This window comes from Phnomibacter sp. (genome assembly GCF_036803085.1).
GTDB lineage: Bacteria > Bacteroidota > Bacteroidia > Chitinophagales > Chitinophagaceae > Phnomibacter.
The window spans coordinates 742,626-765,935 of sequence record NZ_DAIRUZ010000002.1 but is presented as its reverse complement, the minus strand read 5'-3'; the positions used below and the strand labels follow the sequence as shown (position 1 = coordinate 765,935).

Below are 23,310 nucleotides of genomic sequence, written 5' to 3'. Positions count from 1 at the left end.
AACAACAAACCGAAATCTCTACTTTCGAACTGACCGAAAATAAGGTCCGCCTACAATGGCAGCAGAGTTGTTTCACTCACTTCAGCTGCAGTGCATTCCTGGCCAGCTCTACCCCAGCACCTTCAGCAGCCGATTTTCTTTCATGCCGCAATCATGATTCCTATCATCATGGATAGCCTCACGAGCACGTTGAAGCAAAACCAAACTATGATCACCAACGGTGCCGTCTCCATTTCTACGAATATGTGGAAAGGGTTCGATCTTTACATCTGAGGCCATTCGCACCTTCCCATTAAAATCAAAAAATGACAACGAATTCGACAGGCTAATTTGCAGGTAATTTGTCAAAATGTTTCGGTCATGTATTCTATCGAGCTCCGAAGCCTTTTGTACTATAGTTAGGTTAAACGGCTTCCCATTTCGGCATCCCTCTAATGCTTTTTTAACATCACTATACACCACGTCAACTGGTACCGCCTCGTTTTCCTTCCTAGGTTTCCGTCCATCCTTCCCATAGAAGTACTTGGTGACCACAAGAAGGTCCAATGGATGTTTTGAGAGAGAATCGGGACAAATCGCCATCAAAAGCTTAATGAAGTTTGTAGCGATATTTCCACGATGCCGGAAGACATAATTATCAAAAATGACAACTGAATGGGTCGAAAAGCCAAATTGCTGAAAATCGTTCCATGAATGAAGTTGGGCATTTAAAAGTTGTTCGCCACTCACTAAAAATGCTTGCGGTTTTGTAGGATTATCCAGCCAGCGCTTTTGCACCTTTGCTGAATCATACTTCACAAACCCATACGCAGCCGGACTAAACCCCAGCTGTATTTCATCTGTAAAGAAAAAGACACTCATAAAACGATTCTCCTGCACCAATTGCTCATGCGGAGCATCTACTATTTCGATATCCTGTCTTTTCCCTTGCCAGTAATCATTAAGCAAAGCGAATGCGATTGGATTCGATTCCTGCAAATCAGCCGCATCCACGCCGCTTCTGAAAAAGCCGATCTCCGATCCCTGTAAAATGAATCGGTTGATTGCCTTCCAGTTCTCCAACTCTGGCGAATCAACATCCTCAGAAGCAGAGTATGGTCTTTTGCTTTTATGATTCTTCAAAAAAGCAACGTCTATAAAACTTTTGAAGACTGCTTTCATGTTAGTTCGGATTGCTCACTTCCATTAGAGAAATCATCAACCTGGCAGACTCATCATAAAAACCTTCACCGAATGGTGCGGACAATCTACCGTCAGGAAGAATATTAATCTTCTTCACCTGCGGCTCCTGACCACTTACCACGTCAGGATGATCAGGCGGGTAGAAGTAATAGATAACCGTATCCTCCGGCTTGATGTCTTTTTTAGCCGTGAGGTATTGCAACTTGCGAATGAGGTACTCGCTGTGGGTTTCGATGATGAATTGGGTGTTGAAAGTTTGAGCAGCATCAACAAACATATCCGCCAGTTTGCTTTGCAAAGCTGGGTGAAGGTTCGATTCGGGTTCTTCGATTACAATTACTGATGGAGAATAAGAAGCCTCGATATCGTACTCAATATGTTGCTTAAAGCAAGCTAGAATTATCGGAAGCAATCTAGTAATTCCAAATCCAGTATCACCAATATTAATCTTCTTACCATTAAGAAGTTCTAAATAAATTTCAAATGATTGCGTATTGCTATGGAGCACGAATTCAACTGAATTCGCTATTTTAAAATCCTTCACCCATGTATTTATGAAGTTTAGTATATCTTTTTGGGTAAACTCTTTTTCCTTGAAGTAATTTTTAAAAAGAGATGAAGAAAAATCGTTTTGAAAGTAATTACTTCTTGAAAGATTGGTTTTTTGAGTATCTAATTTATAAAGTTGATTTCGTTTTGCAATTTCGTTTTGCAATGGGGCTAAATTCTCAAATAAAAATGTCTCATAAAACGACTTTTCTAAATCTGTGCAAAGAATATCACCAGAATAAAAAGAGGACATTCTATCAATGTACGAAAGGGTGTCAATTATTGACTTTGATGAATTATTATATGTTTGTTTTGCCTGATCTTTTTGCATAAAGGAAAAGACATCATGCTCATCTAAGATCGAGTCATCCTTCAAATTAAATCGAATTATATTAAATGCCTTGAAGGGAAAAACTTCTCCATCAAATCTCAAATCTTGATTTATGCTACCTCCTATACCCCTCATTGATGAACCCTGAAAATACCCCCATTCGAGTAAATGCCACTTTTTTGAGGTATAATAATTAGATATTTCATTAATCAAATCGAGAATCTTTCGCTTATTACCAATCTTTTCTTCAAAAGGGTTTTCTATTTGAAAATGACTTGCAAGCTTTGACAAAAATGCAACATCAATAAAGTCTTCAAAACTATTGCCTTTAATGAAAGTATTATAGTGGTTAAGTGAATTGAAATAGTTTAAACCCCTTTCGTTGTCGCCATACATTCTGCTAAAGGCTATTTCGTTATTACTATTGTAATTAATTTCTACGTCAAGTTTATATTTAATAACGTAATTATTCAGTTGTTCAATTGATTCAGAAATATCTTGCTCTGAATTTCTTTCTTTGGCTTCTTCGTATAAGTCAAAAAAATCACCCCATACTTTACGTGATTTTTCAAATGCTGATTCAAATGAAAGTATAAAGTAGTTAAAGTCGATTAAGGCAAATTCTCTAGTAATTACAAGAATTTCTTCATTAGCATTGTTACGAATCCTCATTTGTAGCAAACTTGCTTCAGAAAAATAATTCGAACAATCAATTTCATACTGAAACTCAACGTGAAAAGTATCGTCAATTCCAAAGGCTTTGTAGCTAATATAATTTGAAATTATTTTCTTGCTGGTTTCGAAATTTAAGGCTTGACGTAAGTCTCCAATTTTTTCAGTGTGTTTTTCAGAGCTTATTTTCCGGGTAAATAAAGGAGCTAAGTCAAATGGAGTGAAACCATTTGCTTGTTTTATTTCCTCATTTTTAAATAGTTCAAGGCCTTTAGTCAAACTACTTTTACCACTTCCATTCGGCCCCACCAAAACAGTAATAGGTGCAAATTCAAAATGCGTGTGGTCTTTAAATACTCGAAAATTTTCAATCCCAAAGTTGTTGATGTGTGTTCTCATGTCTTACTAATTATGCAGTTTCATTGATTCATGTATCTGTTTGCTTCTGGCACGGAGTGCAGGTGTTATCCATTCTTCAAAACATGCCCCCCAGCACCGGAAGCAAATACCAGCTTCTACGTGGCTATATTGCGGCAACCTGCCTGCTCCGGCACAGCGCTTACAAGGTGTAAGGCCCGTCATTTCCAGGTAGCCACTGGGTGTGTGCCGGTACACTTTTACCCGGTGATGTTGGTGCCATTGGTGGTGGCAGGCTTCGCACATGCAGGTTAGGTGTTTGTCGGCATACTGCTAGGGCAGCCTGTCGTAAATATACAAGCGATGGTGCACATGCATGCGGCGATGTTGCGCTACGGGCCTATACTCAATATCTCTATCGTAAAGGATACTCATGTCTATTGAAGCATCTGCAAAGCTCATTTGCCAGTTGTACTGCCTGCAGGTGTCGGGTATGTACACTTCATGTGGTTGCAACAGTCCTGTGGAGCTATTCAGGAACGGCAATGTTTCGCGGCCGGCGCAAACGGAACAAGTGTAGTTATCTCTTTGTAAAATTTCGGATCTCTTGTTGCGCCACTCTTGGGTGAGCAATAGTTCCAGATAGGTGAGTGCTTCACCATGCTGATTGTACAATTGCTGATATGTGGGGTAGCTTTTCAAGAGAGCACAAACCTCCACCCCACCTGCGAACGTTTGGTTCGCCTATTTTTACGCATGCTTTCCACCGACCGCCGCCGCCACTTTCGACTGCCTGTTATTGACGGCTGTTTGCGCCAAACAGCCCGCCGTTGGACGGCCAAACAGCTGCTGGAGAAAGTAAATGCCTATTTGTTGGAATGTGAAGAGGCGCCTGTTACAGTTCGCACCATTCAAAAAGACTTACGGTATTTGCAAAGCCTGCCTCACAACCCAGCACTTATCGCATTTATAGACAAGGGTAGAGAACGCTGGTATTATTACGAGGAAGATGATTATGTATTGGAACTACCGACCATTAATGCCGACGAATCATTTGCCTTTGCATTGTCGCATGCAGTACTGGAACAAATGAGCGGATTTCCTTTGGTAAAAGAGTTTGCCCGATTGCGACACAAGATGGAAAAACAGTTGCCCGAACAGCAACCGGTTAATGCCGATGTGCTGTTATTTGAACACAACCCGCAGCTAAAAGGCATCGAATGGTTGGAGCCATTGTTTGAAGCTATCCGGGCTCAAACAGTATTGAAGATGGTTTATCAACCCTATGATACAGATGCGTTAGAAAAGGTCATTCATCCATGGTGGTTGAAGCAATTCAACCAACGTTGGTTTTTGTTTGGCTGGAATGAAGAACAGCAGCGACTGGATAATTCTCCGCTGGATAGAATTGTAGCAGTATCGCCGGTTTCCATCGAATATCGGGCAAACACCAGCATCAATCCGCAGCAATATTTCTCTGATATGGTGGGGGTAACCCGATATGCGGAAGATGTACCACAGCAAGTCACCATCAGGGTAAAAGCCAGCCGGGGGCATTACATTCAAACCAAACCATTGCATGTTTCGCAACAAATGCTGCCGGCTGCCATTGACCATCACCTATTTCAATATCAGGTCATTATCAATAAAGAATGGATGAGTTTGCTGCTCTCATTTGGTGCTGACCTGGAAGTGTTGGAACCCCTAAGCCTGAGGGGGGCTTTACAGCAGGAGCTGTTATCGGCGGCTGCTTTGTACATGTAATGGATTTGGATATTTATGGCTACTTTTTTGGATAACCCTCGGGCCATACATTTAACCACCACGCCACGAAGTGGGCATCAGGGGAGCAACGGCTGACAAACTTGTGAACTATGGAACTTGTGAACGTATAAACGTTTCCAACCGTTCATTCACTTTCTTTGCAGCATGACTCTTGATCATGTTGAAACAATTTGTATTTGCGGTGCCGGTACTATGGGTAGAGGCATTGCACTAGTAGCGGCGCTTTCCGGTTTCCGTACCAAGCTGTACGATGTGCAACAGGTCATGCTTTGGAAAAGCAAGGAAGAGATTGACAAAAGCTTACAGCTATTGCAATCAAAAAACAAGATAACAGAACACGATGTAGATAGTGTACACCGTAGGTTGATGTATACCCACAACATCGACGATTGTAAAGCGGATATCGTAATTGAAGCCATTGTAGAAAAACCGGCTGTTAAACTGGCGCTGTTTCAGCAGCTGGCTACCGTAAACAATGCGCTATGCATTTTTGCCAGCAACACTTCTTCGTTATCGATATCTGATTTGCAAGCGCAAATAGTTCATCCCGAACGTTTTGCCGGCATGCATTTTTTCAACCCCGCTACCCACATGAAGTTGGTGGAAGTGGTGAAAGGAAAACAAACCGCACAACATGTGGTAGATGCGTTGTATAACTTAGCCAAAACCATGGGCAAAGTGCCCGTGCATTGCAATGATGCGCCGGGTTTCATTGTCAATCATATAGCACGGCCTTACTATTTGGAAGCCATGCGGCTGGTAGAAAGCGGCGCCGCCAGCATGGAACAGGTAGATGCCGTGATGGAAGCTACCGGTTTCAAAATGGGCCCGTTTAAGCTCATGGATTTCATCGGCCTCGACATCAACTACAGCGTAAGCGAAATAGTGTGGGAAGCTCTGGGTAAACCCGAAAGGCTCACGCCTGCTGCCATGCAAAAAGCAAAAGTGGATGCCGGCGAACTGGGCCGCAAAACAGGCAAGGGATTCTACGAATATTGAAACACGAATGATGGCTAAATGGCACGAATGACACGAATTCATTTTGAAAGTCTATGGCAACTTTAATTCAATAGATGTTTCCTTCGTCAGTATGACCTTTGTTTTCGCCTACCGTCTCCGGACTACAGACTTCATCACTCTTCTTTAATATTGCAGCATGGTTTTAGTTACCGGCGGTACCGGCCTGTTGGGTACACATCTTATTTTGGCGTTGCATCGCAAAGGCATTGCTGTAAAAGCATTGTACAGAAATCAGATACCCGATGTGGTAAAGGACAAAGCCAACTGGATACAGTGCGATATACTGGATGTAATTGGTTTGGAAGTAGCCATGCAAGATGTAACGCAGGTGTATCATGTAGCAGGTTTCGTGAGCTTTAAGCCTGAAGACAAAATGCTGCTGCACAACATGAATGTGGAAGGCACGGCCAATGTGGTGAATGCCTGCCTGGAAGCTGGTGTGCATAAATTGGTGCACGTAAGTAGTGTGGCTGCATTGGGCCGCATTCGAAAAGATGCAGTGATTAATGAAAGCATGCACTGGACGGAAGACACCAGCAACAGTGAATATGGCAAAAGCAAATACCTGGGCGAACTGGAAGTGTGGCGGGCCGTGGGCGAAGGTTTGAATGCCGTTGCGGTAAATCCTACCATCATCATTGGCGAACATGGCGATTGGAGCAAAGGCTCGATGCAAATATTTCAAACCTTGCACAATGGTTTCCCATACTACAGTATGGGCCAAACAGGTTTTGTAGATGCCGATGATGTGGCTGCAGCCATGATACAATTAATGGACAGCAATATCAGCGGACAGCGTTTCATCATCAGTGCAGAAAACCTGTGCTACCGCGATTTCTTTTACATGATTGCCGATGCTTTTGGTAAGCCACGACCTACACAAATGATTACGCCTTTTAAAGCGGCCATTGCGTGGCGGTTGTACAAAATCAAAGGATGGTTGACGGGAAAAAGCCCGCTGGTAACCAAAGAAACAGCAGCTACCAGTTTGGCAGTGTCCAACTTCGACAATGGCAAACTATTGAAAGCACTACCCGATTTCCGCTACGGAAAAATTGATGCTGCCGTGCAGCGGATATGCCAGCACCTGGCTGGAGGGAAGTAAGATTTTCGCACAGAGGCACAGAGTTTTATTTCCCTTTGGCAAATGACCTCTGCGAACACCGTTTATCAGCGGTAAAAAACTTTGCGTCTTTGCACCTTCGCGTTGAAAAAAAGAACTACTTGTTCTTCACCTTCTCCCAAATTTCAGGAATGCGTTTTACCCATACCAGTTCTTTGCGTTTTACTTGTGCTTCTACCACCGGCGTACCCCAATACGTTTTGCCACCTTCAATAGAAGAAGGCACGCCACTTTGTGCCAACACATTGGCACCATCACCTATGTGCAATGTTTTGCTCACACCTACCTGGCCCCACAAATTCACCCCATTGCCAATGGTAGTTGCACCCGCAATACCTACCTGTGCTGCAATAATGCAGTTCTGTCCAATCACTACATCATGACCCACTTGTACCAGGTTGTCGAGTTTGGTGCCCCGACCAATGCGGGTATCATGCGTAACGCCTTTATCAATACAACAGTTAGCACCAATTTCTACATCATCTTCCAACACAACACGACCACAGCTTTTCATTTTTTTATACCACACGGAACGGTCACGTTTGCTGTTGTAATAAAATGCATCAGCACCCAATGTAGTACCAGCATGCACTACTACATTGTCGCCAATTTCAGTGTAATCATAAATCGTTACGTTAGGGTGAATGATGCAGTTGCGGCCAATGCGAACATGATGCCCGATAAACACACCCGGCATAATGGTTGTGCCTTCACCAATCACTGCTGTGTCACTAATCATTTCTGTAGCCGGCACAAACGGGCGGAAGTGTGATACAATGGTTAAGTACGCTTCAAACGGTTGATCGCATACCAGCAGTGTTTTACCATAGGCATTGTCAACAGCTTTGTTGATGATGATAAACGATGCATCGCTTTTCAAACAGGTATCGTAGTACTTTGGATGATCTACAAAACACAAGTCGCCTGTTTCCACTTTGTGTATTTCGTTGATGCCCGTAATGCTGGTTTGTGCATCACCAATCACTTGAGCTTGTATTAAATCGGCAATCCATTGAGTGCTGACAGGTTGAGGAAATTTCATAAACGACTTGTTTGTTTGCAAATGAAGTACAATGGCCGAAACACCTGTGTTGATGCTGCTTTCCGCCGATAACGGTCAAAAGTAAACACTTCCTTTTGTATGCCCGTCATTCAGCCATGCATTACAACAATTGATTCACTTGTTGTTTTCATACATGCACGTTATCTTCATGTTTCTTCCCTCTTTTTACATCGTTGTAGGGCCTATTGAAATTCACAGTTACAAACAAAGTGTGAATAACTATGCACTGCCAAATTTTCAGATACGCATACTTAGTATTTAATATTGTGTCGGGAAATACTTATCCCAGTACTTACTAACCCATTGTTGGAAAATCCTCCGATTCTTCGGAGGATTTCTTTTTGCATAATACTTCCGTTTTACATCTTCTTTTATCGGCTGCTATTCCACAATGCAATCTTGATTTCAGCTACATTTGAAGCAACAGCATGTGCTGTAAAAATGTGTATTCGTAAACTGTTTGCATGAGACCACACAGAATCATATTGGTACGTCATGGCGAATCGGAAGGCAACTTCGATCGCAACACCTATGCACAAAAACAGGATTACAAATTACTGCTGACACCACTGGGCGAACAGCAGGCCGATGAAGCGGGTAAAAAGCTACAAGCATTGATTGGTGATGAACGCATTTTGTTTTACGTATCACCCTTGTGGCGTACCCGCATGACCTTCGAACACATTGCCAAACATTTTGATAAGTCGCAGTATCGGTGGAAAGAAGATCCCCGTTTGCGGGAGCAAGAGTGGGGCCACTTTCGTGATTTGAAAGCCAACATTCAGATAGATGATGAACGCAACAAGTTTGGTACTTTTTACTATCGCATAAAAGACGGTGAAAGTTGTGCCGACGTGTACGACCGGGTCAGCGATTTCATGCACAGCATGTACCGCGATTTTGAAAAACCCAGGTTTCCGCAAAATGCCGTCATCGTTTCGCATGGCATGACTGTGCGTTTGTTTTTAATGCGGTGGTTTCACTGGACGGTGGAAGAATTTGAAACACTCCGCAACCCGAAGAATGCCGAAATCATCATCATGGAGCAAGATGAGCTCACTGGTAAATACAAACTGGTGACCGAGCTCAAGCGAAAAAATATCCGCCCCGATGATGAGTATCAATGGAACATAATTGGCCGCTAAGCAGCCATCATGAATTGCTGCATGCTCGTCTTTCTATTTCCAACGAATTGTAAAAACGATTCATACTTATGAACGCAACGAAAACCAACTTGCTAATAGCAAGTGTACTGCTGCTGAACATACATGCCGGTGCGCAAAAAGCAAAGCCCAATCCAGTGACGGCTATTAAAGAAACCGCCATCAACGATTTGCAATCGGGCTACGACTTGTACAAACAAACCGCGTTGCAAATTTGGAACTATGCTGAGCTGGGTTATAAAGAAACCAACAGCAGCGCTTTGTTGCAGCAGCGATTGAAAGAAAACGGTTTTACGGTAGAAGCTGGTGTGGCTGATATTCCTACGGCATTTGTGGCCACGTACGGTAGTGGTCAACCTGTAATTGGTATTCTTGCTGAGTATGATGCATTGCCGGGTTTGGCACAACAAGCCGTGCCGGAAAAACAACCCATTGCCAATCAAAAAGGCGGGCACGGATGCGGGCACCACTTGTTTGGTACTGCCAGTGTAGCGGCGGGTATCGAAATCAAAAAGCTGATTGAAGCGAAAAAGTTCACCGGCACTATTAAAGTGTATGGCTGCCCGGCAGAAGAAGGCGGCAGTGGCAAAGTGTACATGGTTCGTGCCGGCTTATTCCATGGTGTAGATGCAGTGATTCACTGGCATCCCGATAGCGATAACGGCGTAACCATGACAAGTGCACTGGCCAACAAATCGGCCAAGTTTCGTTTTAAAGGATTGAGTGCACATGCTGCTATGGCTCCTGAGAAAGGACGTTCCTCTTTGGATGCAGTGGAAGCCATGAACTACATGGTCAACATGATGCGGGAACATGTGCCACAGGAAACACGCATTCACTATGTGATTACAGATGGTGGCAAAGCGCCTAACGTAGTGCCCGACTATGCAGAAGTGTATTACTATGTGAGGCATCCCAAACGCAAAGACGTGGTAGAAATTTTCGACCGTGTTTTAAAAGCCGCACAAGCAGCCGCATTGGGTACCGAAACCAACATGGAATATGAAATTATTGGTGGCACGCATGATTTGTTGCTCAACAAAACATTGGCCGTAGCTATGCAGCAAAACCTCGAAAAAGTGGGTGGTGTCCACTACTCTGCTGCAGAGGTGGAGTTTGCTAAAAAAATTCAAAGCAGTTTCACTTTTACTGCACCCGATGTACAAAATGCTGCAGCAGTACAACCGTTGAAAGTTGAGATGGATGCTGGTGGTGGCAGCACCGATGTGGGTGATGTAAGCTACGTTGTACCAACGGTTGGACTACGTGCTGCTACCTGGGCACCGGGCACACCGGCACATAGCTGGCAGGCCGTGGCTTGCGGCGGTACGGAGCTGGGCACCAAGGGCATGATGGTAGCTGCTAAAACCATGGCCCTCACGGCTATTGATTTGTTTACCAATCCAACGCTCATTGCAAAAGCACAGGAAGAGTTCAAACAAATGATCGGCGATTATAAATACCAGGCATTGCTCGGCACCCGCAAGCCAGCGTTGAACTACCGCGACTAATTCATGAACAACAGATAATAAACGGTGCGTTGATGCTATGTCAGCGCACCGTTTTTGTATGGGACACGGATGTGCCGGATTATCAACGGATTATTATTAATAAATCCTCTGAGGGCTCTGTGCCCTCTGTGCGAATCTAATATCGCTTAATATTGTAGACTGTGAATACACCTCTGTTATACGTTACCAACGCTGCGCAATTAAAACAGGCATTGCAAGACTTACATGCTGCTTCAGTAGTTGCTTTCGATCTGGAATTCGACCGCGACCGCTACACGTACGGTTTCGATTTGTGCCTCATTCAAATGGCTACACCCGAAGCTTGTTTTGTCATCGATCCATTGGCCGGCCTCGATTTGAAACCGTTGTATGATTTTTTTGAAACACCGGGTATTCGCAAGTTGGTGCATTGCCCCGGCGAAGATTTACGCTTGTTGCATTCGTTGGCCTGTTATCCAACCGATTTGGTGGATACAGAACTGTATGCCAAGCTGCTGAATTATGAGCAAACATCGCTGAGCAATTTGCTGCAATTGAAATGCGATGTGCAACTCAACAAAAAATTGCAAACCAGCAACTGGGGCAAGCGGCCACTCAGCGATGGCCAGTTGCACTATGCTGCTGCCGATGTGATTTACCTGTTTGAGCTGGAAAATATTTTGCAACAAGAAGCAACAGAAAAAGGGTTGATGCCTTTTGTGGCCGAAGAGTTTGCCCAACTGAATACAGTACGCTACACCTTGGAAGCACGGCAAAATTTTCTCAAGAAAAATGACCTGCAATTCATGAGTCCGTACGACCAGTATGTGCTCAATGAATTGCTACGTTTCAGAGATGATTTAGCCCGCCAAAAAAACAAACCGGCGCATCAAATCATTCCGGAAGAACTGGTGCGGCAAATTGCTTACCGCAAAATGGAGCCCGCCGATATTCTGTCGCAGCATGGGGTACATCCCATTCTCAAAAGCGACAGAGGGGTGTACATGCTGGAGCAGCAATGGAAAAAAATTAATGCGGCTGCACATGCACAGCAATTGCCCCGCCGCAGAAATGGCCAACCATTATCGGAAGAAGACCGCCTGCGTTTTGAGCAAAAAAAGCTGGCACAGGAAAATGCGAAGACCCACATTTTTCAACCCATACAGCAAGCCATTGCGGCTAAGTATGGTGAGCATGCCCAAAAGTTTTTGATGAGTAGTAGTTTGGTGAACGATTGGCTGAAAGGCGATCAACGCATAAGTCAGCTAAAGCTCAACTACCGCAAGCAACTCATTCAGGATGTGGCGCAGGAAATTGGGGTGGATATTACCGCTTGGTTGTAACGCAGCTACAATAACGCTTTTACGTAGGGGATAAAAATCATCAGGCCAATTACCACACTGATAACCGATGCCCACAGCACGGCACCGGCTGCCACATCTTTTACCAGGCCAATTTGTGGATGAAGATCGGGGTGTACCCTGTCGGCCAGTTTTTCAACAGCCGTATTCACCATTTCCAATGCCAGTACCAAACCAATGCACAGCAAGAGCAGCATCCATTCTGTAGTGCTGATGGAAAAGTAACAACCTGCAACGACTACAATGATGGCTACAATCAATTGTATTTGGCCATGTGTTTCTTTGGCAAAAAATGCTGTCCATCCTTGCAACGCATATTGTACCCGGGTGAAGAATCTTTTCATGGCATCATTTGAATGGTAAATGTATGATTGTACCAGATGCAAAAATGAAGTGCTGCCGCAGCAAGCCACGACAGCACTCTATATCCAATTGCAAATCAGTTATGCTTCTACTTCAGGCGCTACAACAGCGGCAGGCTGTTGGTACCAGTTTATTTTTCTACTGAAATACATAGCGAGTGCTACCAGCAAGAACAAGCCTATGCTACCAGCCAGCAGCGATGTGTCTTCCAGTTGTATGAGCACATAAATGAAGGCGTACAAACCAAACAGGAAACCACCAATGAGCAGGGCGTTGCTCCATTTTACAAACAGTTGCTTGGCATACAGCGTAATGAGTGATACTGTGGCAAACGTGGCCATGGCATACGCAATGTTGAACGTGAGCAACTCGCCAATGGACAACAGCAAGGTGTAAAACACAATCAGCGCAATACCTACCAACACATACTGCACGGGGTGCACTCTGTAGCCCAGCATAATTTCGAGCAAGAAGAAAAAGCCAAACATGAGCCCGATAAACAGGATGGCATACTTCACACTGCGCATGGTTTTAGCATAGTTGTCGGCGGGTTGTATGAGGCTCACACCAAATGCATACTCAGTGGCTTTATAGCTGCGGTTTTTCCAAATCTGCGGAAAGTCGCGGTTGAAATGCAGCACCTGCCATTTGGCATCAAAGCCTTTCATATCGGGGTTGTGCTGGGGCAAAAACTTACCAATGTAGCTCGGCGATTCCCACTCAGAACGCAGCTGCATACTGCTGGTTTTGCCCAAGGGCAATACTTGCAGCGACTCGCTTCCCCGCACCGATAACGGGATGGTAAAATCCAACCGGCTATCGGCCAGCACTTTCGATAAATCAACGGGCACACTTACGCCTCTTTCTGCCAATCCGTTTTCAGGAATGCCGGCATCAAACGTAAGCGGCATTTGTGCAGCAGTCGATTGCATTTGTGCTTCAATGCCACGACTATCGGTAAGGCCCATGCACAGGCTGGCTTTGCTCCACAAGATGGTTTCGTTTTCACCCGCAGCAATGTTTTTCAAATCGAAATGACCATCCAATTTGATGCTGCTTTTGTACAACGCCACTTTATAAATACTGCGCTGTTTAATTTGTGGCTGCACGGTGCCATTTACCATCAATTGCTCGGGTAGTACGATGAGTTGTTCGGTTACAACGGCGGGCTTTTTATCGGCATCAATAAATGTGCGTTCATACGGTACAATCAAAAACGGTCCCGACAAAGTTTGGGCACTGGCCCATTTGCTGCTCACTTCTGCTATTACTTCCTGTTGTCGTTCTTTTCTTTCTTCTACCAGGTTAAGTACAAAAACAGAAGGAATGAGCATGACTAAAATGAGGAATCCGGTGATGATGCCTTTGATCAGAAACCGATCGCCAAAAGAGGCTTTTGCTGTGATTTGCATACAAGATGATTTTATAGTGATAGTGATGAATGATGCGAAAAAGGAGGCGTGGCTAATACTTCCATCAGCGTTTGTCGGCGAACCAATACTACCAGTACAGCGGCTAGTATGCCAGCAATAGGAAAGAGCACAAATTCGAGGTAGTTGTTCCATACATCACGTCCTCCACTTACCTGCCAGGCGGCGCCCCAGGTGCACAAAAACACAATGCCTGCCGTGCTCAGCAGTAGCAGGTAGAATTTTAATTCAGTCGTTACATGCAGCATGCTAAGTAACCAGAGCATCAGCACAAACAACAGCAATGCAGGCAGGCTCCAAATGATGGCTAAGCCCAAAGACATAATATACATGAGTGGAAAGAACAATGACGGCAACGTAATGAGGGCATACGTGAGCAAACTACGCAGCCAGGTGCCAATGGATTTGAGGATGATTTCTTTGTTCATAAAAAGTGCTTTGTATTTCAAAGTATTGGGTTAAAAAAATTTAGCCTTGGGTGCCCTTGATCATAGCTTCCAACGCATCGAGGTGTTGTCGAAAGGCTTTTTCGCCAGCCTTGGTTACGCTATAAGTGGTATTGGTTTTGCGGCCGATGAATCCTTTCTGCACTTTCACAAAGCCATTATCCTCCAAGCCCTTCAGATGGCTGGCCAGGTTGCCGTCGGTTACCTGCAGCAGTTCTTTCAGGTCGTTGTAGCTGATGGATTCATTTACCATCAGGGCACTCATGATGCCCAGCCGTATGCGGCTGTCAAACACTTTGTTGAGGTTTGCTATGTTTACGGGTAGTGCCAATGCTATTTCGTTTGTTCGTTTCTTTCGTGGGTATACCACATCACCAATCCGTAAATGATGTGGAGAATGCCAAATCCAAAGCCCCAAAAATACAAACCGTAACAAGTCATAAATAGGTTGACGATACCCGTGAGTAACTGTCCGTATCCGAGCCAGCGAATTTCGCCAAATGTATAGCGGCTGGCACTTACAAGACCAAGTCCGTAAAAAAGCAAGCAGCCCGGCGCAATCATGCCAAAGGCACCGGCTTGCATCAATTGCAGCATATATATGCCACCTACACCAAGCGGCAGGCCCAGTGCAAATGCCATACGCTTACTGCTGTTGCCCCATACAGGCGTTTGTGTTTTGCGGCTCCGCATCCAGGTAAATAAAAATGCCAGCGCAATGGCTGCACCCAACGTAAGCAGTGCAATTAGAATCAGTTCTTTTGAACCCATGTAAGCTGAAACCGAAATGCCGTTGATATCTGTAGCGGCATCATAGTGTTTGCGCAAACTGCTGTGGTTGTTGCTGCCCTGCTCTATAACGCCATGGGCAAACCAGGCTCCTACCAGTGCACAACAACCTGCTGCCACCCCACTCCAGCCGCTCAGGCTGATAAAGCGGCTGCTGCGGTCCATCATGCTGCGGATGTCTTTGAGTGTATCCAGTGATTGTTGGTCTTGACTCATAAAAGCACTTTGAGATTCAAAGTAAATGTATTTACATGCAGGCTCCAAAAAATATTTGAATGAAAGAAGATGAGTTGATTGGGTTAATTGGTTGAGTAGGTTAAATAGGTTGAGTAGTGAGGGATAAGCATACACTGAAAAAAACTGCCGGTTTACAATGAAAGTCATCATTGTAGACCGGCAGTTATCATTGGCTAATTTGCTAATTAGCACATTAGCTAATCAGCTAATCAATAAACGGTGCACCAAAGTATGGTTGCAATGCTTTGGGCAAATGAATGCCGCTATCACTTTGGTTGTTTTCCAGCAGGGCGGCCAAAATGCGGGGCAAAGCCATGCTGCTGCCATTGAGGGTATGGGCAATTTGTGTTTTGCCGTTTTCACCCTTAAAGCGGCACTTCATGCGGTTGGCCTGAAAGGTTTCAAAATTGCTCACAGAGCTTACTTCCAGCCAGCGTTGCTGGGCGGCACTCCACACTTCAAAGTCGTAGGTGATGGCGCTGGCAAAACCCATATCGCCACCGCAGAGGCGCAAGATGCGGTACGGCAGTTCGAGGCTTTGTACCAGCTTTTCTACGTGGGCCACCATTTCGTCGAGCACTGCATGGCTTTGGTCCGGGTGTACAATCTGAATGATTTCTACTTTTTCAAACTGGTGTACCCGGTTGAGGCCACGTACCTGGGCGCCAAAGCTGCCTGCTTCACGGCGGAAGCACTGGCTGTAAGCCGTCATTTTGATGGGGAAGTCGCTTTCTTTCAGCACCACATCACGGTAGATATTGGTTACGGGTACTTCGGCGGTCGGAATCATGTACAGGTCGTCGGCCGGCATGTAGTACATCTGGCCTTCTTTATCGGGCAGCTGGCCGGTGCCGTAGGCGCTGGCGGAATTCACCATGTAGGGAGGAATGTATTCCACATAACCCGCAGCGGTATTGAAGTCGAGGAAATAGCTGGTGAGGGCACGCTGCAATTTGGCACCCTTGCCTTTGTACAGCGGGAAACCGCTGCCGGTGATTTTGGCACCGGTTTCAAAATCGATGAGGTCAAATTTTTTGATGAGGTCCCAGTGCGGCACTGCATCGGCGGGCAGGTTGGGTTTGGCACCGCCTTCCCGCACTACTTCGTTTTCTTCGGGGGTTTTGCCCGCTGGTACAAGGGCTGCCGGCAGGTTGGGCAATTGTATGGCAATGTCTTGCTGCTGCTGCTCTACAGCTGTCAGCTCATCTTTCAGCAGTTTTTCGCGGTCTTTCAGTACGGCTACTTCTGTTTTTTTAGCTTCGGCAGCTTCTTTGTTGCCTTCTTTCATGAGGCCACCAATGGCTTTGGCGGCGAGGTTGCTTTGGTTCAGCACATTATCCAATTCCTGCTGCAGGGTGCGGCGCTGGCTGTCGAGGGTGGCAATCTGATCGACCAGTTCCAGTTGCTTAAACTGTTTGTGTGCCAGGCGTTCTTTTACGAAGTCAGGATTTTCGCGGATGAGTTTTATGTCGAGCATAGTGGTTCGTCTTTTTTACGAGGCACAAAGATAACCAAGCGGGTAAAAGGGGGCACGGATAATCTATGGGACACGGATTTGCAAGTATGAATCGAAAGCCCCCTAGCCCCCGGAGGGGGAAATAGTATAGGACGCGGATTTTAGGGATGAAACGGATGTTCGCAGATTTGTTTTTTGAACCACCAAGTCACAAAGACACACAGGGACACAAAGAATAACAGCCGACGACTGTATTCTTCTTCCCGCCAACCATCATCTGCCAATTTTAACCTCTCCCGGCCTCTCCACAGGAGAGGAGACGAAGCATGGGTCGTCGTCTCCGGACTAACATCAAACATCTGTCATCAAACATCTACTTTCTTCCCACCAACCACCAACGTTAAACCTCTTGCAAAGCCTCCCTTTAGGAAGGTTGGAGGGTTAGCGGTTTGGAGGGTTCTTACCTACATTTGCCCCCATGAACCTACACGACGACCTGCAGCAGCGCTGGTGGAATTTGGAAGCACAATTGGTGGAGCGGTTTGGCAAAAAGCCCGACCTCGATGCTGTTTTATACCTCATTGGTTTGCAGGAAATGCAACTGTTCGACAACAACATTTCGAAAGAAACCAAGCAAGACCTGATGCATGTGGCGGTGTGCACCATCTTATCGCCCAGCGGTTATTATGTATTGGAAGGAAAAGACGAAGACGGCTGGCCGCATTTCAAACAGCTGAAAGCCCTGCCCGATATGGGCCTGCGGGAGCAGGAAGATTTTTTGAAAGACCATGTACTGCTTTATTTTGAGCAAGAGAAGTTTGCGGAGTAGCATCTGCATATTACTTGCTGAAACAACGGCAAGCTTTATCTTCCCTTCATCTCAATCCATCCATTCCATGCGTATCGTTTCCTTGTTTGTAGTGCTGCTGACGCTGGCAGCCTGTAGTGCTCCTAAGCAGTTTCGTAAGCTCAACAGCGAAGAAAAATCAGCCGTAAAACATTACCGCCAACTCATTCCTGCCAAAGACAACCATTACTATGTGCTCATCATGACTACGCAGGGCAATATGGTGGTAAAACTGTACGACGAAACACCGCTGCACCGCGACAATTTCATGAGCAAAGTGCAGGCTGGTTTTTACGATAGCCTGTTGTTTCACCGTGTCATCAACAACTTTATGATACAAGGCGGCGACCCCACCAGCAAGCGGGCAACTTCCGAAACACCGGTGGGCAGCGGCAGTGCACCGGGTCAGGAACGCATACCGGCCGAACTGAAAACCGACATCGGCATTTACCACAAGCGGGGTGCATTGGCGGCCGCCAGAGACAACAACCCCGAAAAGGCCAGCAGCAATTGCCAGTTTTACATTGTGCAGCGGCCGGCCTGGCGCCAGAGCCAGCTCGACAGTACCATTACGCAGCGCAAACTCACCCTCAATGCCGAGCAGCAGAAACTGTACACCACCGTAGGCGGCACACCGCACCTCGATGGCAACTATACCGTGTTTGGCGAACTGGTGATTGGCTTTGATGTACTCGACAAAATAGCCACCACCAAAACCCGCCCCGGCGATCGCCCCGAAGCCGATGTACGGATGCGCATGTTTGTGCTCCGCAAACGGAAGTAGATATTTGAAAAGCGTTTGCTCCCGATAGCTATCGGGATTGCAGTGAGCAGTTTGCAAGATGAATCCGTGAAAATCCGATCAATCTTATTCATCCGCGTCCCAGAAACCGCGTCCTATCAACAAGGTTTTCAACGCTTGGCTATCGAAAGCCATTTTCCCATTAGGTTTGCACTTTCCAAATTGCATTGCAAACTGTATTAAAAATTTACGTCATGAATTTTCCAGCTGAACTGCGTTACACCAAAGACCACGAATGGATTAGCCTCGAAGGCAATGTTGCCACCATTGGCATTACCGATTTTGCACAACGTGAGCTCGGCGATATTGTATACGTAGACGTTGACAGTGTAGGCAAAAGCCTGGAAGCCGAAGCTGTGTTTGGTACCGTAGAAGCCGTGAAAACCGTGAGTGATTTGTTTTTGCCAGTGGCAGGAAAAATTTTGGAAGTAAACGCCGGCCTGAATGATCAGCCCGAACTGGTAAATACTGACCCCTACGGACAGGGCTGGTTGATCAAAATGGAAGTGGCCAATACTGCAGATGTAGAAGCACTTATGACTGCTGAAGCTTACAGTGCTTCTGTGAGCTAAATTTTTCTACCTAACCCTAAGCCAAAAGGGCAAAGCCATCGTATTTGCTTTGCTCTGGCAAAGCAACGAGCCTCGAACCGGGGTTCATTTTAAAGTGTTGCCACCCATTTGAAACAAGCCGAACAGTATACCGAAGCACAATTGGTAAGCCTGCTGCAAGCCAGAAAGCAGGAGGCATTTGCCTACCTGTACGACCACTATAGCGGTGCCCTCAATGCCATCATTTACGCAGTGGTGGGCGATGCTACCGTGGCGGAAGATGTACTGCAGGAGGTATTCATCCGCATATTCAGGAAAATAGAATTGTACGACCACAGCAAGAGCCGTTTGTACACCTGGATGGCCCAGATAGCCCGCAATGCCGCCATTGATTGGATGCGCAAAACAGGAAATCAACCATCGGTAGTGAACCAAAAGGCGCCTGAAGACGTACCTACTCAGGCAAGTACGAGTTTTAACCCCGATACCACCGATGTGCGGCAGTGGATAGCCCAGCTACCAAAGCCCGAACAGCAGGTAGTAATACTTGCCTACCTGGAAGGACTCACGCAGGAAGAAATCAGCCAACTGCTGCAAACACCACTCGGTACCATCAAAAGCCGGGTGCGAAGCGGTCTGGTAAAATTGAGGACAATGATGCAAGTAAACCGATGAACGCCAACGAATACATCAACAGTGGGGCTATAGAAGCCTACATCCACGGACTGGCCGATGAGGCAGATATTGCCCAGCAGCTGGAAATGGAAGGCCGCTATCCGGAAGTGCGGGCAGCCCGCATGGCATTGGAAGAGCAGCTGGAACAACAGGCCCTGCAAATGCCGCTGGCCAACCCTGCTGCCACCCGTGAACGCATCCTCAATGCCCTCAAAGAGGAAAAGGCGCACACCACCAAAGTGGTGACGATGCCTACCGATTTGAAAGCCGCACCCAAACCCATCCGTTGGTTTCGTACTGCCTTGGCGGCTTCTGTGCTGCTGCTCATGGGCAGCGTATTGCTCAACTTTTATTTTTATAGTCAATACACCGACTTTTCTAACCGGTACGAAGAACTCTCTGCCCGCCAAAATGTACTGGCCAACAAGGCCAATGCCATGGAAGCCAGCATGCAAATGATTAAAAGTCCGCAGGTACAACCCGTGGTAATGCAGGGCGTACCCGGCAATGCCGGCATGATGGCCACCGTGTACTACGACAAAAGCACCACCGATGTGTACCTGATGGTTAATAACCTGCCCATGCCACAAAAAGGCAAGCAATACCAGTTGTGGGCACAGGTAGATGGCCAAATGGTAGATGCAGGCTTGCTCACCTGGACAGACGATGTAGCCCTGATAAAAATGAGCCGCATAGCCAATGCACAGGCTTTTGCCATCAGTCTGGAACCGGAAGGTGGCAGCAAAGTGCCTACACTAACCGAAGTAAAAGTGCTGGGCAAAGCATAAAGCCACTTATTTTCACCTGTTCCTATTGGTGAAACATGAAACGCTGGCTGCACAATATTCTCCGTACTTATTTTCCCGCTTTGCTGTGGCTCAGTGCCGCAACCTATCTTTTTTTAATGCCCACCGATGGCATGGAAACAACGCCATTCATAGACATTCCGTATGCCGATAAATGGGTGCACATGGCGCTGTTTTTTGGGCTGGTACAACTATGGCTGATGCCGCAATATTTGCGCCGAATTTCTCTCAGTAAAAAAACAGGATGGCTGGCGGTATTGCTGGCGATGGGCTATGGTATTGCTATTGAAATAGTGCAGGGGAACTTTACCGCCAACCGCAGCGCCGACCCTTGGGATGTACTGGCAGATACAGCAGGTGCCGTATTGGGTTTGCTATTGTTGCCTTGGGTGGTACGCCGTTTTATTCTTCCTCAAAGCCAAGGCTCCTCAGCTCCCTAAAATGGCCATTGAGTTTGATTTTACTTTTCAGCAGTTCCATTTCTTTTACCACCGGCAATACTTTTTGCAAATGCCGGCGCAGGTATTCTACCCGTTGGTCTTCCCGCAGCAATTGCAGCAGGTCGTAGGCTTCTTCTATGCTCAAACCGGTCATGCTGGCTACATCGTAACTGCAAAGTTCGTTGTCGGGTTTCGAAAATGCTTTTGGCGATTCTAGCAATAGCAATAACTGTTGTATTTGCCTGAGCACTGGTTGCAACGCAGGCAGATTGACGACGATTTCATTTTGCGGATAAGTAACAATGGCGCCGCTGTACAACTTGTCGGGCAGGTCTTTTACCAACTCCAGCACCCGAAACACTTCTGTGGCCCGGGTGGCAATATCCATGCGGCCATCTTCATACAATTTTTTTACTTCGGCTACCTGCATCAGGGTGCCGTATTCCATCAGCTTGTTGTTGATGACCGCAATAATGCCAAAGGGTTTACCCTGCGCTACACAATCGCCTATGAGCTGTTTGTAGCGGGGTTCAAAAATGTGGAGGTTGAGTTTTTCTCCAGGAAAAGCCACCAACTCCAATGGAAACAGGGGAATAAAATTCGTCATGGTTTGATAAAAGTAGCAAGCTTACCAACGCATCAGTGCACTGGCCCAGGTAAAGCCGCTGCCAAAGGCTGCCAAACACACCAGGTCACCTTTTTGTACACGCCCTTGCTCCCATGCTTCGCAAAGGGCAATGGGCACACTGGCGGCGGTGGTGTTGCCGTACTGCTGTATGTTGTTGTACACCTGATCGTCTCGCAGCTTGAGGCGCTGCTGTACAAACTGGCTGATGCGGAGGTTGGCCTGATGCGGTATTAGCAATTGCAAATGCTGCGGCGTCAATCCATTGGCGTTAAGCGATTCCATAATCACTTCCGGAAACTTCACTACCGCTGTTTTAAATACAGCCGGGCCATCCATGTTGGGATAAAATTGTTCTTTATCGAGCATGGGTTGTGTTACAAACATTTGGCCCATGGCGGCATCACCAAAATCGGCCAACTCAGGTTTCCATTTGTTGGCATGGGTACCGGGGTTGTACATGGCCAGTATTTCTGCTTCGTTGCCATCGCTGTGCAAGTGGGTGCTGAGTATGCCGCGGTTGGGTTCTTCATTGGCTTGCAATACCACCGCACCGGCGCCATCGCCAAAAATCACACTCACATTGCGGCCACGGGTGCTGAAGTCGAGTCCGAAAGAATGTTTTTCGGCACCAACCACCAATATGTTTTTGTACATACCGGTTTTAATAAACTGATCGGCTACGCTGATGGCATATACAAAACCACTGCATTGGTTGCGTACATCCAGGGCACCAATTTGGCGCATGCCCATGGCCCGCTGCAGCAGCACCCCACAGCCCGGAAAATAGTAGTCGGGGCTGAGCGTGGCAAACACAATAAAATCAATATCGTGTGGGGTAAGGCCTGCTCTTTCAATGGCTTGTTGGGCCGCTGCCACACCCATGGTAGTGGTGGTTTCTTCGGTACGGTGGGCATAGCGCCGTTGTTGTATTCCGGTGCGTTCCTGAATCCACTCATCGGTGGTATCCATGTACTGCATTAAATCGTGGTTGGTTACAACCTGCTGTGGTACATACATACCAATACCAGCGATGACAGAAGTAGGCATAGCAATCAGATTTTTAGCATGGCAATGTACTGAATATGCGATAAAGCCTTTGTGGTAGCAACATAAAAAAACCGACCCTGGAAAGGGCCGGTGGTCTAAACTAACAACATGTATTGCAAAAAACTATTTCTTCCATCCTAATTGTACTTCCGAAATGCGGCCGTTGGCAAAAGCCTGATATGTTTTGGTCTGTCCATCCTTAATGGCATTGAAGTAATAAGCTGTTTCCAAGGAATGCTCTACGTAGTACATTTCGGATAATAAGACGCTACCGAGCTTTGCATCAATCGCTAAGCGTAACTTAATTGGCAACTGATGTTTTTGCAGGCTCACGGTGGTGGCAACCAGATCGCCGGCATTGTCGAAAAATGCAGACACTTCCTGATCGTCGAGCATGAAGCTGGCCTTGGTTAAGTTTTCTTTCAGAGGCGACCAGTTGACTTCTTTTACATTACCAAACTCTCTGGCAAATGACTGGCGCACCTGGTGCGGAGCAACGTGGCTTGAAGTAGTGAAAGCCTGTGCAGACAAAGCGAATACGCCAACTACGGCGATACAAAACAAACGTTTCATGTGTTACGGTTTTTGGTGTGAGTAATTGTTTGTACAGCAAAGATGTACTACCACATACACCTACACAAGCATGCTGTTAAGAACGGTTGCAATAGCTGGAAGAATGCGCCGTTGCTCATGCGAA

General features: G+C 46.3%; 25 protein-coding genes. 12 read left to right on the top strand and 13 right to left on the bottom strand.

The genetic code is table 11. The features are described 5' to 3' along the window. Positions 1-108: 108 nt before the first annotated feature. The 3 genes from V7Q13_RS07010 to V7Q13_RS07000 all read right to left on the bottom strand — a co-directional run bounded on the left by V7Q13_RS07010 (position 109) and on the right by V7Q13_RS07000 (position 3,793). Positions 109-1,161, bottom strand: a complete 1,053-nt coding sequence (locus V7Q13_RS07010; protein WP_333799969.1) for a hypothetical protein — start codon at positions 1,159-1,161, stop codon at positions 109-111. Between the two features lies 1 nt (position 1,162). After that, entirely contained in the window at positions 1,163-3,133 is a 1,971-nt protein-coding gene (locus V7Q13_RS07005) for a DUF3696 domain-containing protein (RefSeq protein ID WP_333799968.1), read from the bottom strand. A gap of 291 nt (positions 3,134-3,424) precedes the next feature. Next, on the bottom strand, positions 3,425-3,793 hold the full coding sequence (locus V7Q13_RS07000) for a hypothetical protein (protein WP_333799967.1): 369 nt from the start codon (positions 3,791-3,793) through the stop codon (positions 3,425-3,427). A gap of 54 nt (positions 3,794-3,847) precedes the next feature. Here V7Q13_RS07000 and V7Q13_RS06995 point away from each other — a divergent pair, with 54 nt between their 5' ends. The 3 genes from V7Q13_RS06995 to V7Q13_RS06985 all read left to right on the top strand — a co-directional run bounded on the left by V7Q13_RS06995 (position 3,848) and on the right by V7Q13_RS06985 (position 7,001). Further along, on the top strand, positions 3,848-4,855 hold the full coding sequence (locus tag V7Q13_RS06995) for a helix-turn-helix transcriptional regulator (RefSeq protein ID WP_333799966.1): 1,008 nt from the start codon (positions 3,848-3,850) through the stop codon (positions 4,853-4,855). A 165-nt stretch (positions 4,856-5,020) separates the two neighbouring features. Then, positions 5,021-5,875, top strand: coding sequence for a 3-hydroxyacyl-CoA dehydrogenase family protein (locus V7Q13_RS06990; RefSeq protein WP_333799965.1), 855 nt, complete (start codon positions 5,021-5,023; stop codon positions 5,873-5,875). Positions 5,876-6,032: 157 nt separating this feature from the next. Then, on the top strand, positions 6,033-7,001 hold the full coding sequence (locus V7Q13_RS06985) for an NAD-dependent epimerase/dehydratase family protein (RefSeq protein WP_333799964.1): 969 nt from the start codon (positions 6,033-6,035) through the stop codon (positions 6,999-7,001). A gap of 115 nt (positions 7,002-7,116) precedes the next feature. Here V7Q13_RS06985 and V7Q13_RS06980 read toward each other — a convergent pair whose 3' ends face one another. Further along, positions 7,117-8,061, bottom strand: a complete 945-nt coding sequence (locus tag V7Q13_RS06980; protein WP_333799963.1) for a UDP-3-O-(3-hydroxymyristoyl)glucosamine N-acyltransferase — start codon at positions 8,059-8,061, stop codon at positions 7,117-7,119. 485 nt (positions 8,062-8,546) lie between these two features. On the opposite strand from V7Q13_RS06980, the gene V7Q13_RS06975 reads away from it, so the two are divergent. From V7Q13_RS06975 to V7Q13_RS06965, 3 genes are all read left to right on the top strand, one after another. Then, positions 8,547-9,227 carry a histidine phosphatase family protein gene (locus V7Q13_RS06975; RefSeq protein WP_333799962.1) on the top strand — a complete coding sequence of 227 codons (681 nt, stop codon included), beginning with the start codon at positions 8,547-8,549 and terminating at the stop codon, positions 9,225-9,227. A gap of 68 nt (positions 9,228-9,295) precedes the next feature. Beyond that, positions 9,296-10,756 carry an amidohydrolase gene (locus tag V7Q13_RS06970; protein ID WP_333799961.1) on the top strand — a complete coding sequence of 487 codons (1,461 nt, stop codon included), beginning with the start codon at positions 9,296-9,298 and terminating at the stop codon, positions 10,754-10,756. Positions 10,757-10,917: 161 nt separating this feature from the next. After that, positions 10,918-12,078 (top strand): ribonuclease D, encoded by a 1,161-nt coding sequence (locus tag V7Q13_RS06965; protein ID WP_333799960.1) that lies wholly within the window; start codon positions 10,918-10,920, stop codon positions 12,076-12,078. A 5-nt stretch (positions 12,079-12,083) separates the two neighbouring features. On the opposite strand, the gene V7Q13_RS06960 is transcribed toward V7Q13_RS06965, so the two are convergent. The 6 genes from V7Q13_RS06960 to serS all read right to left on the bottom strand — a co-directional run bounded on the left by V7Q13_RS06960 (position 12,084) and on the right by serS (position 16,838). Continuing rightward, on the bottom strand, positions 12,084-12,440 hold the full coding sequence (locus V7Q13_RS06960; protein ID WP_333799959.1) for a diacylglycerol kinase family protein: 357 nt from the start codon (positions 12,438-12,440) through the stop codon (positions 12,084-12,086). Between the two features lie 99 nt (positions 12,441-12,539). Then, positions 12,540-13,871 carry a cell envelope integrity protein CreD gene (creD, locus tag V7Q13_RS06955; protein WP_333799958.1) on the bottom strand — a complete coding sequence of 444 codons (1,332 nt, stop codon included), beginning with the start codon at positions 13,869-13,871 and terminating at the stop codon, positions 12,540-12,542. An 11-nt stretch (positions 13,872-13,882) separates the two neighbouring features. Next, positions 13,883-14,317 carry a hypothetical protein gene (locus V7Q13_RS06950; protein WP_333799957.1) on the bottom strand — a complete coding sequence of 145 codons (435 nt, stop codon included), beginning with the start codon at positions 14,315-14,317 and terminating at the stop codon, positions 13,883-13,885. Between the two features lie 40 nt (positions 14,318-14,357). After that, entirely contained in the window at positions 14,358-14,666 is a 309-nt protein-coding gene (locus V7Q13_RS06945; protein ID WP_333799956.1) for a winged helix-turn-helix domain-containing protein, read from the bottom strand. Positions 14,667-14,668: 2 nt separating this feature from the next. Next, positions 14,669-15,340: a hypothetical protein gene (locus tag V7Q13_RS06940; RefSeq protein ID WP_333799955.1), complete on the bottom strand. Its 672-nt coding sequence runs from the start codon at positions 15,338-15,340 to the stop codon at positions 14,669-14,671. 226 nt (positions 15,341-15,566) lie between these two features. Next, positions 15,567-16,838, bottom strand: a complete 1,272-nt coding sequence (serS, locus tag V7Q13_RS06935; protein WP_333799954.1) for a serine--tRNA ligase — start codon at positions 16,836-16,838, stop codon at positions 15,567-15,569. Positions 16,839-17,295: 457 nt separating this feature from the next. Between serS and V7Q13_RS06930 the strand changes: the two genes are divergently transcribed. The 6 genes from V7Q13_RS06930 to V7Q13_RS06905 all read left to right on the top strand — a co-directional run bounded on the left by V7Q13_RS06930 (position 17,296) and on the right by V7Q13_RS06905 (position 20,938). After that, positions 17,296-17,646, top strand: a complete 351-nt coding sequence (locus tag V7Q13_RS06930) for a hypothetical protein (protein ID WP_157480246.1) — start codon at positions 17,296-17,298, stop codon at positions 17,644-17,646. Between the two features lie 67 nt (positions 17,647-17,713). Next, on the top strand, positions 17,714-18,448 hold the full coding sequence (locus tag V7Q13_RS06925; RefSeq protein WP_333799953.1) for a peptidylprolyl isomerase: 735 nt from the start codon (positions 17,714-17,716) through the stop codon (positions 18,446-18,448). A gap of 212 nt (positions 18,449-18,660) precedes the next feature. After that, entirely contained in the window at positions 18,661-19,038 is a 378-nt protein-coding gene (gene gcvH / locus V7Q13_RS06920; protein WP_333799952.1) for a glycine cleavage system protein GcvH, read from the top strand. A 108-nt stretch (positions 19,039-19,146) separates the two neighbouring features. Next, entirely contained in the window at positions 19,147-19,692 is a 546-nt protein-coding gene (locus V7Q13_RS06915) for an RNA polymerase sigma factor (RefSeq protein ID WP_333799951.1), read from the top strand. Then, entirely contained in the window at positions 19,689-20,480 is a 792-nt protein-coding gene (locus tag V7Q13_RS06910) for an anti-sigma factor (protein WP_333799950.1), read from the top strand. The genes V7Q13_RS06915 and V7Q13_RS06910 overlap by 4 nt, the downstream gene beginning before the upstream one ends. A gap of 35 nt (positions 20,481-20,515) precedes the next feature. Beyond that, entirely contained in the window at positions 20,516-20,938 is a 423-nt protein-coding gene (locus tag V7Q13_RS06905; RefSeq protein WP_333799949.1) for a VanZ family protein, read from the top strand. Here V7Q13_RS06905 and V7Q13_RS06900 read toward each other — a convergent pair. The 3 genes from V7Q13_RS06900 to V7Q13_RS06890 all read right to left on the bottom strand — a co-directional run bounded on the left by V7Q13_RS06900 (position 20,901) and on the right by V7Q13_RS06890 (position 23,186). Next, positions 20,901-21,545: an LON peptidase substrate-binding domain-containing protein gene (locus tag V7Q13_RS06900; RefSeq protein WP_333799948.1), complete on the bottom strand. Its 645-nt coding sequence runs from the start codon at positions 21,543-21,545 to the stop codon at positions 20,901-20,903. The two genes, V7Q13_RS06905 and V7Q13_RS06900, sit on opposite strands and share 38 nt — an antisense overlap. 21 nt (positions 21,546-21,566) lie before the next feature. Then, positions 21,567-22,613, bottom strand: coding sequence for a 3-oxoacyl-ACP synthase III family protein (locus tag V7Q13_RS06895; protein WP_333799947.1), 1,047 nt, complete (start codon positions 22,611-22,613; stop codon positions 21,567-21,569). Positions 22,614-22,736: 123 nt separating this feature from the next. After that, complete coding sequence (locus tag V7Q13_RS06890) at positions 22,737-23,186, bottom strand: hypothetical protein (protein ID WP_333799946.1); 450 nt, start codon at positions 23,184-23,186, stop codon at positions 22,737-22,739. Positions 23,187-23,310 lie beyond the last annotated feature (124 nt).

What these genes read in the sequence shown, in the direction of transcription:
- V7Q13_RS06925 (WP_333799953.1), top strand. Translation starts at nt 17,714, where the DNA reads ATGCGTATCGTTTCCTTGTTTGTAGTGCTGCTGACGCTGGCAGCCTGT.
- V7Q13_RS06980 (WP_333799963.1), bottom strand. Translation starts at nt 8,061, where the DNA reads ATGAAATTTCCTCAACCTGTCAGCACTCAATGGATTGCCGATTTAATA.
- V7Q13_RS06900 (WP_333799948.1), bottom strand. Translation starts at nt 21,545, where the DNA reads ATGACGAATTTTATTCCCCTGTTTCCATTGGAGTTGGTGGCTTTTCCT.
- serS (WP_333799954.1), bottom strand. Translation starts at nt 16,838, where the DNA reads ATGCTCGACATAAAACTCATCCGCGAAAATCCTGACTTCGTAAAAGAA.
- V7Q13_RS06970 (WP_333799961.1), top strand. Translation starts at nt 9,296, where the DNA reads ATGAACGCAACGAAAACCAACTTGCTAATAGCAAGTGTACTGCTGCTG.
- V7Q13_RS06985 (WP_333799964.1), top strand. Translation starts at nt 6,033, where the DNA reads ATGGTTTTAGTTACCGGCGGTACCGGCCTGTTGGGTACACATCTTATT.
- V7Q13_RS06940 (WP_333799955.1), bottom strand. Translation starts at nt 15,340, where the DNA reads ATGAGTCAAGACCAACAATCACTGGATACACTCAAAGACATCCGCAGC.
- creD (WP_333799958.1), bottom strand. Translation starts at nt 13,871, where the DNA reads ATGCAAATCACAGCAAAAGCCTCTTTTGGCGATCGGTTTCTGATCAAA.
- V7Q13_RS06990 (WP_333799965.1), top strand. Translation starts at nt 5,021, where the DNA reads ATGACTCTTGATCATGTTGAAACAATTTGTATTTGCGGTGCCGGTACT.
- V7Q13_RS06905 (WP_333799949.1), top strand. Translation starts at nt 20,516, where the DNA reads ATGAAACGCTGGCTGCACAATATTCTCCGTACTTATTTTCCCGCTTTG.
- V7Q13_RS07005 (WP_333799968.1), bottom strand. Translation starts at nt 3,133, where the DNA reads ATGAGAACACACATCAACAACTTTGGGATTGAAAATTTTCGAGTATTT.
- V7Q13_RS06910 (WP_333799950.1), top strand. Translation starts at nt 19,689, where the DNA reads ATGAACGCCAACGAATACATCAACAGTGGGGCTATAGAAGCCTACATC.
- V7Q13_RS06975 (WP_333799962.1), top strand. Translation starts at nt 8,547, where the DNA reads ATGAGACCACACAGAATCATATTGGTACGTCATGGCGAATCGGAAGGC.
- V7Q13_RS06950 (WP_333799957.1), bottom strand. Translation starts at nt 14,317, where the DNA reads ATGAACAAAGAAATCATCCTCAAATCCATTGGCACCTGGCTGCGTAGT.
- V7Q13_RS06960 (WP_333799959.1), bottom strand. Translation starts at nt 12,440, where the DNA reads ATGAAAAGATTCTTCACCCGGGTACAATATGCGTTGCAAGGATGGACA.
- V7Q13_RS07010 (WP_333799969.1), bottom strand. Translation starts at nt 1,161, where the DNA reads ATGAAAGCAGTCTTCAAAAGTTTTATAGACGTTGCTTTTTTGAAGAAT.
- V7Q13_RS06930 (WP_157480246.1), top strand. Translation starts at nt 17,296, where the DNA reads ATGAACCTACACGACGACCTGCAGCAGCGCTGGTGGAATTTGGAAGCA.
- gcvH (WP_333799952.1), top strand. Translation starts at nt 18,661, where the DNA reads ATGAATTTTCCAGCTGAACTGCGTTACACCAAAGACCACGAATGGATT.
- V7Q13_RS06890 (WP_333799946.1), bottom strand. Translation starts at nt 23,186, where the DNA reads ATGAAACGTTTGTTTTGTATCGCCGTAGTTGGCGTATTCGCTTTGTCT.
- V7Q13_RS06995 (WP_333799966.1), top strand. Translation starts at nt 3,848, where the DNA reads ATGCTTTCCACCGACCGCCGCCGCCACTTTCGACTGCCTGTTATTGAC.
- V7Q13_RS06895 (WP_333799947.1), bottom strand. Translation starts at nt 22,613, where the DNA reads ATGCCTACTTCTGTCATCGCTGGTATTGGTATGTATGTACCACAGCAG.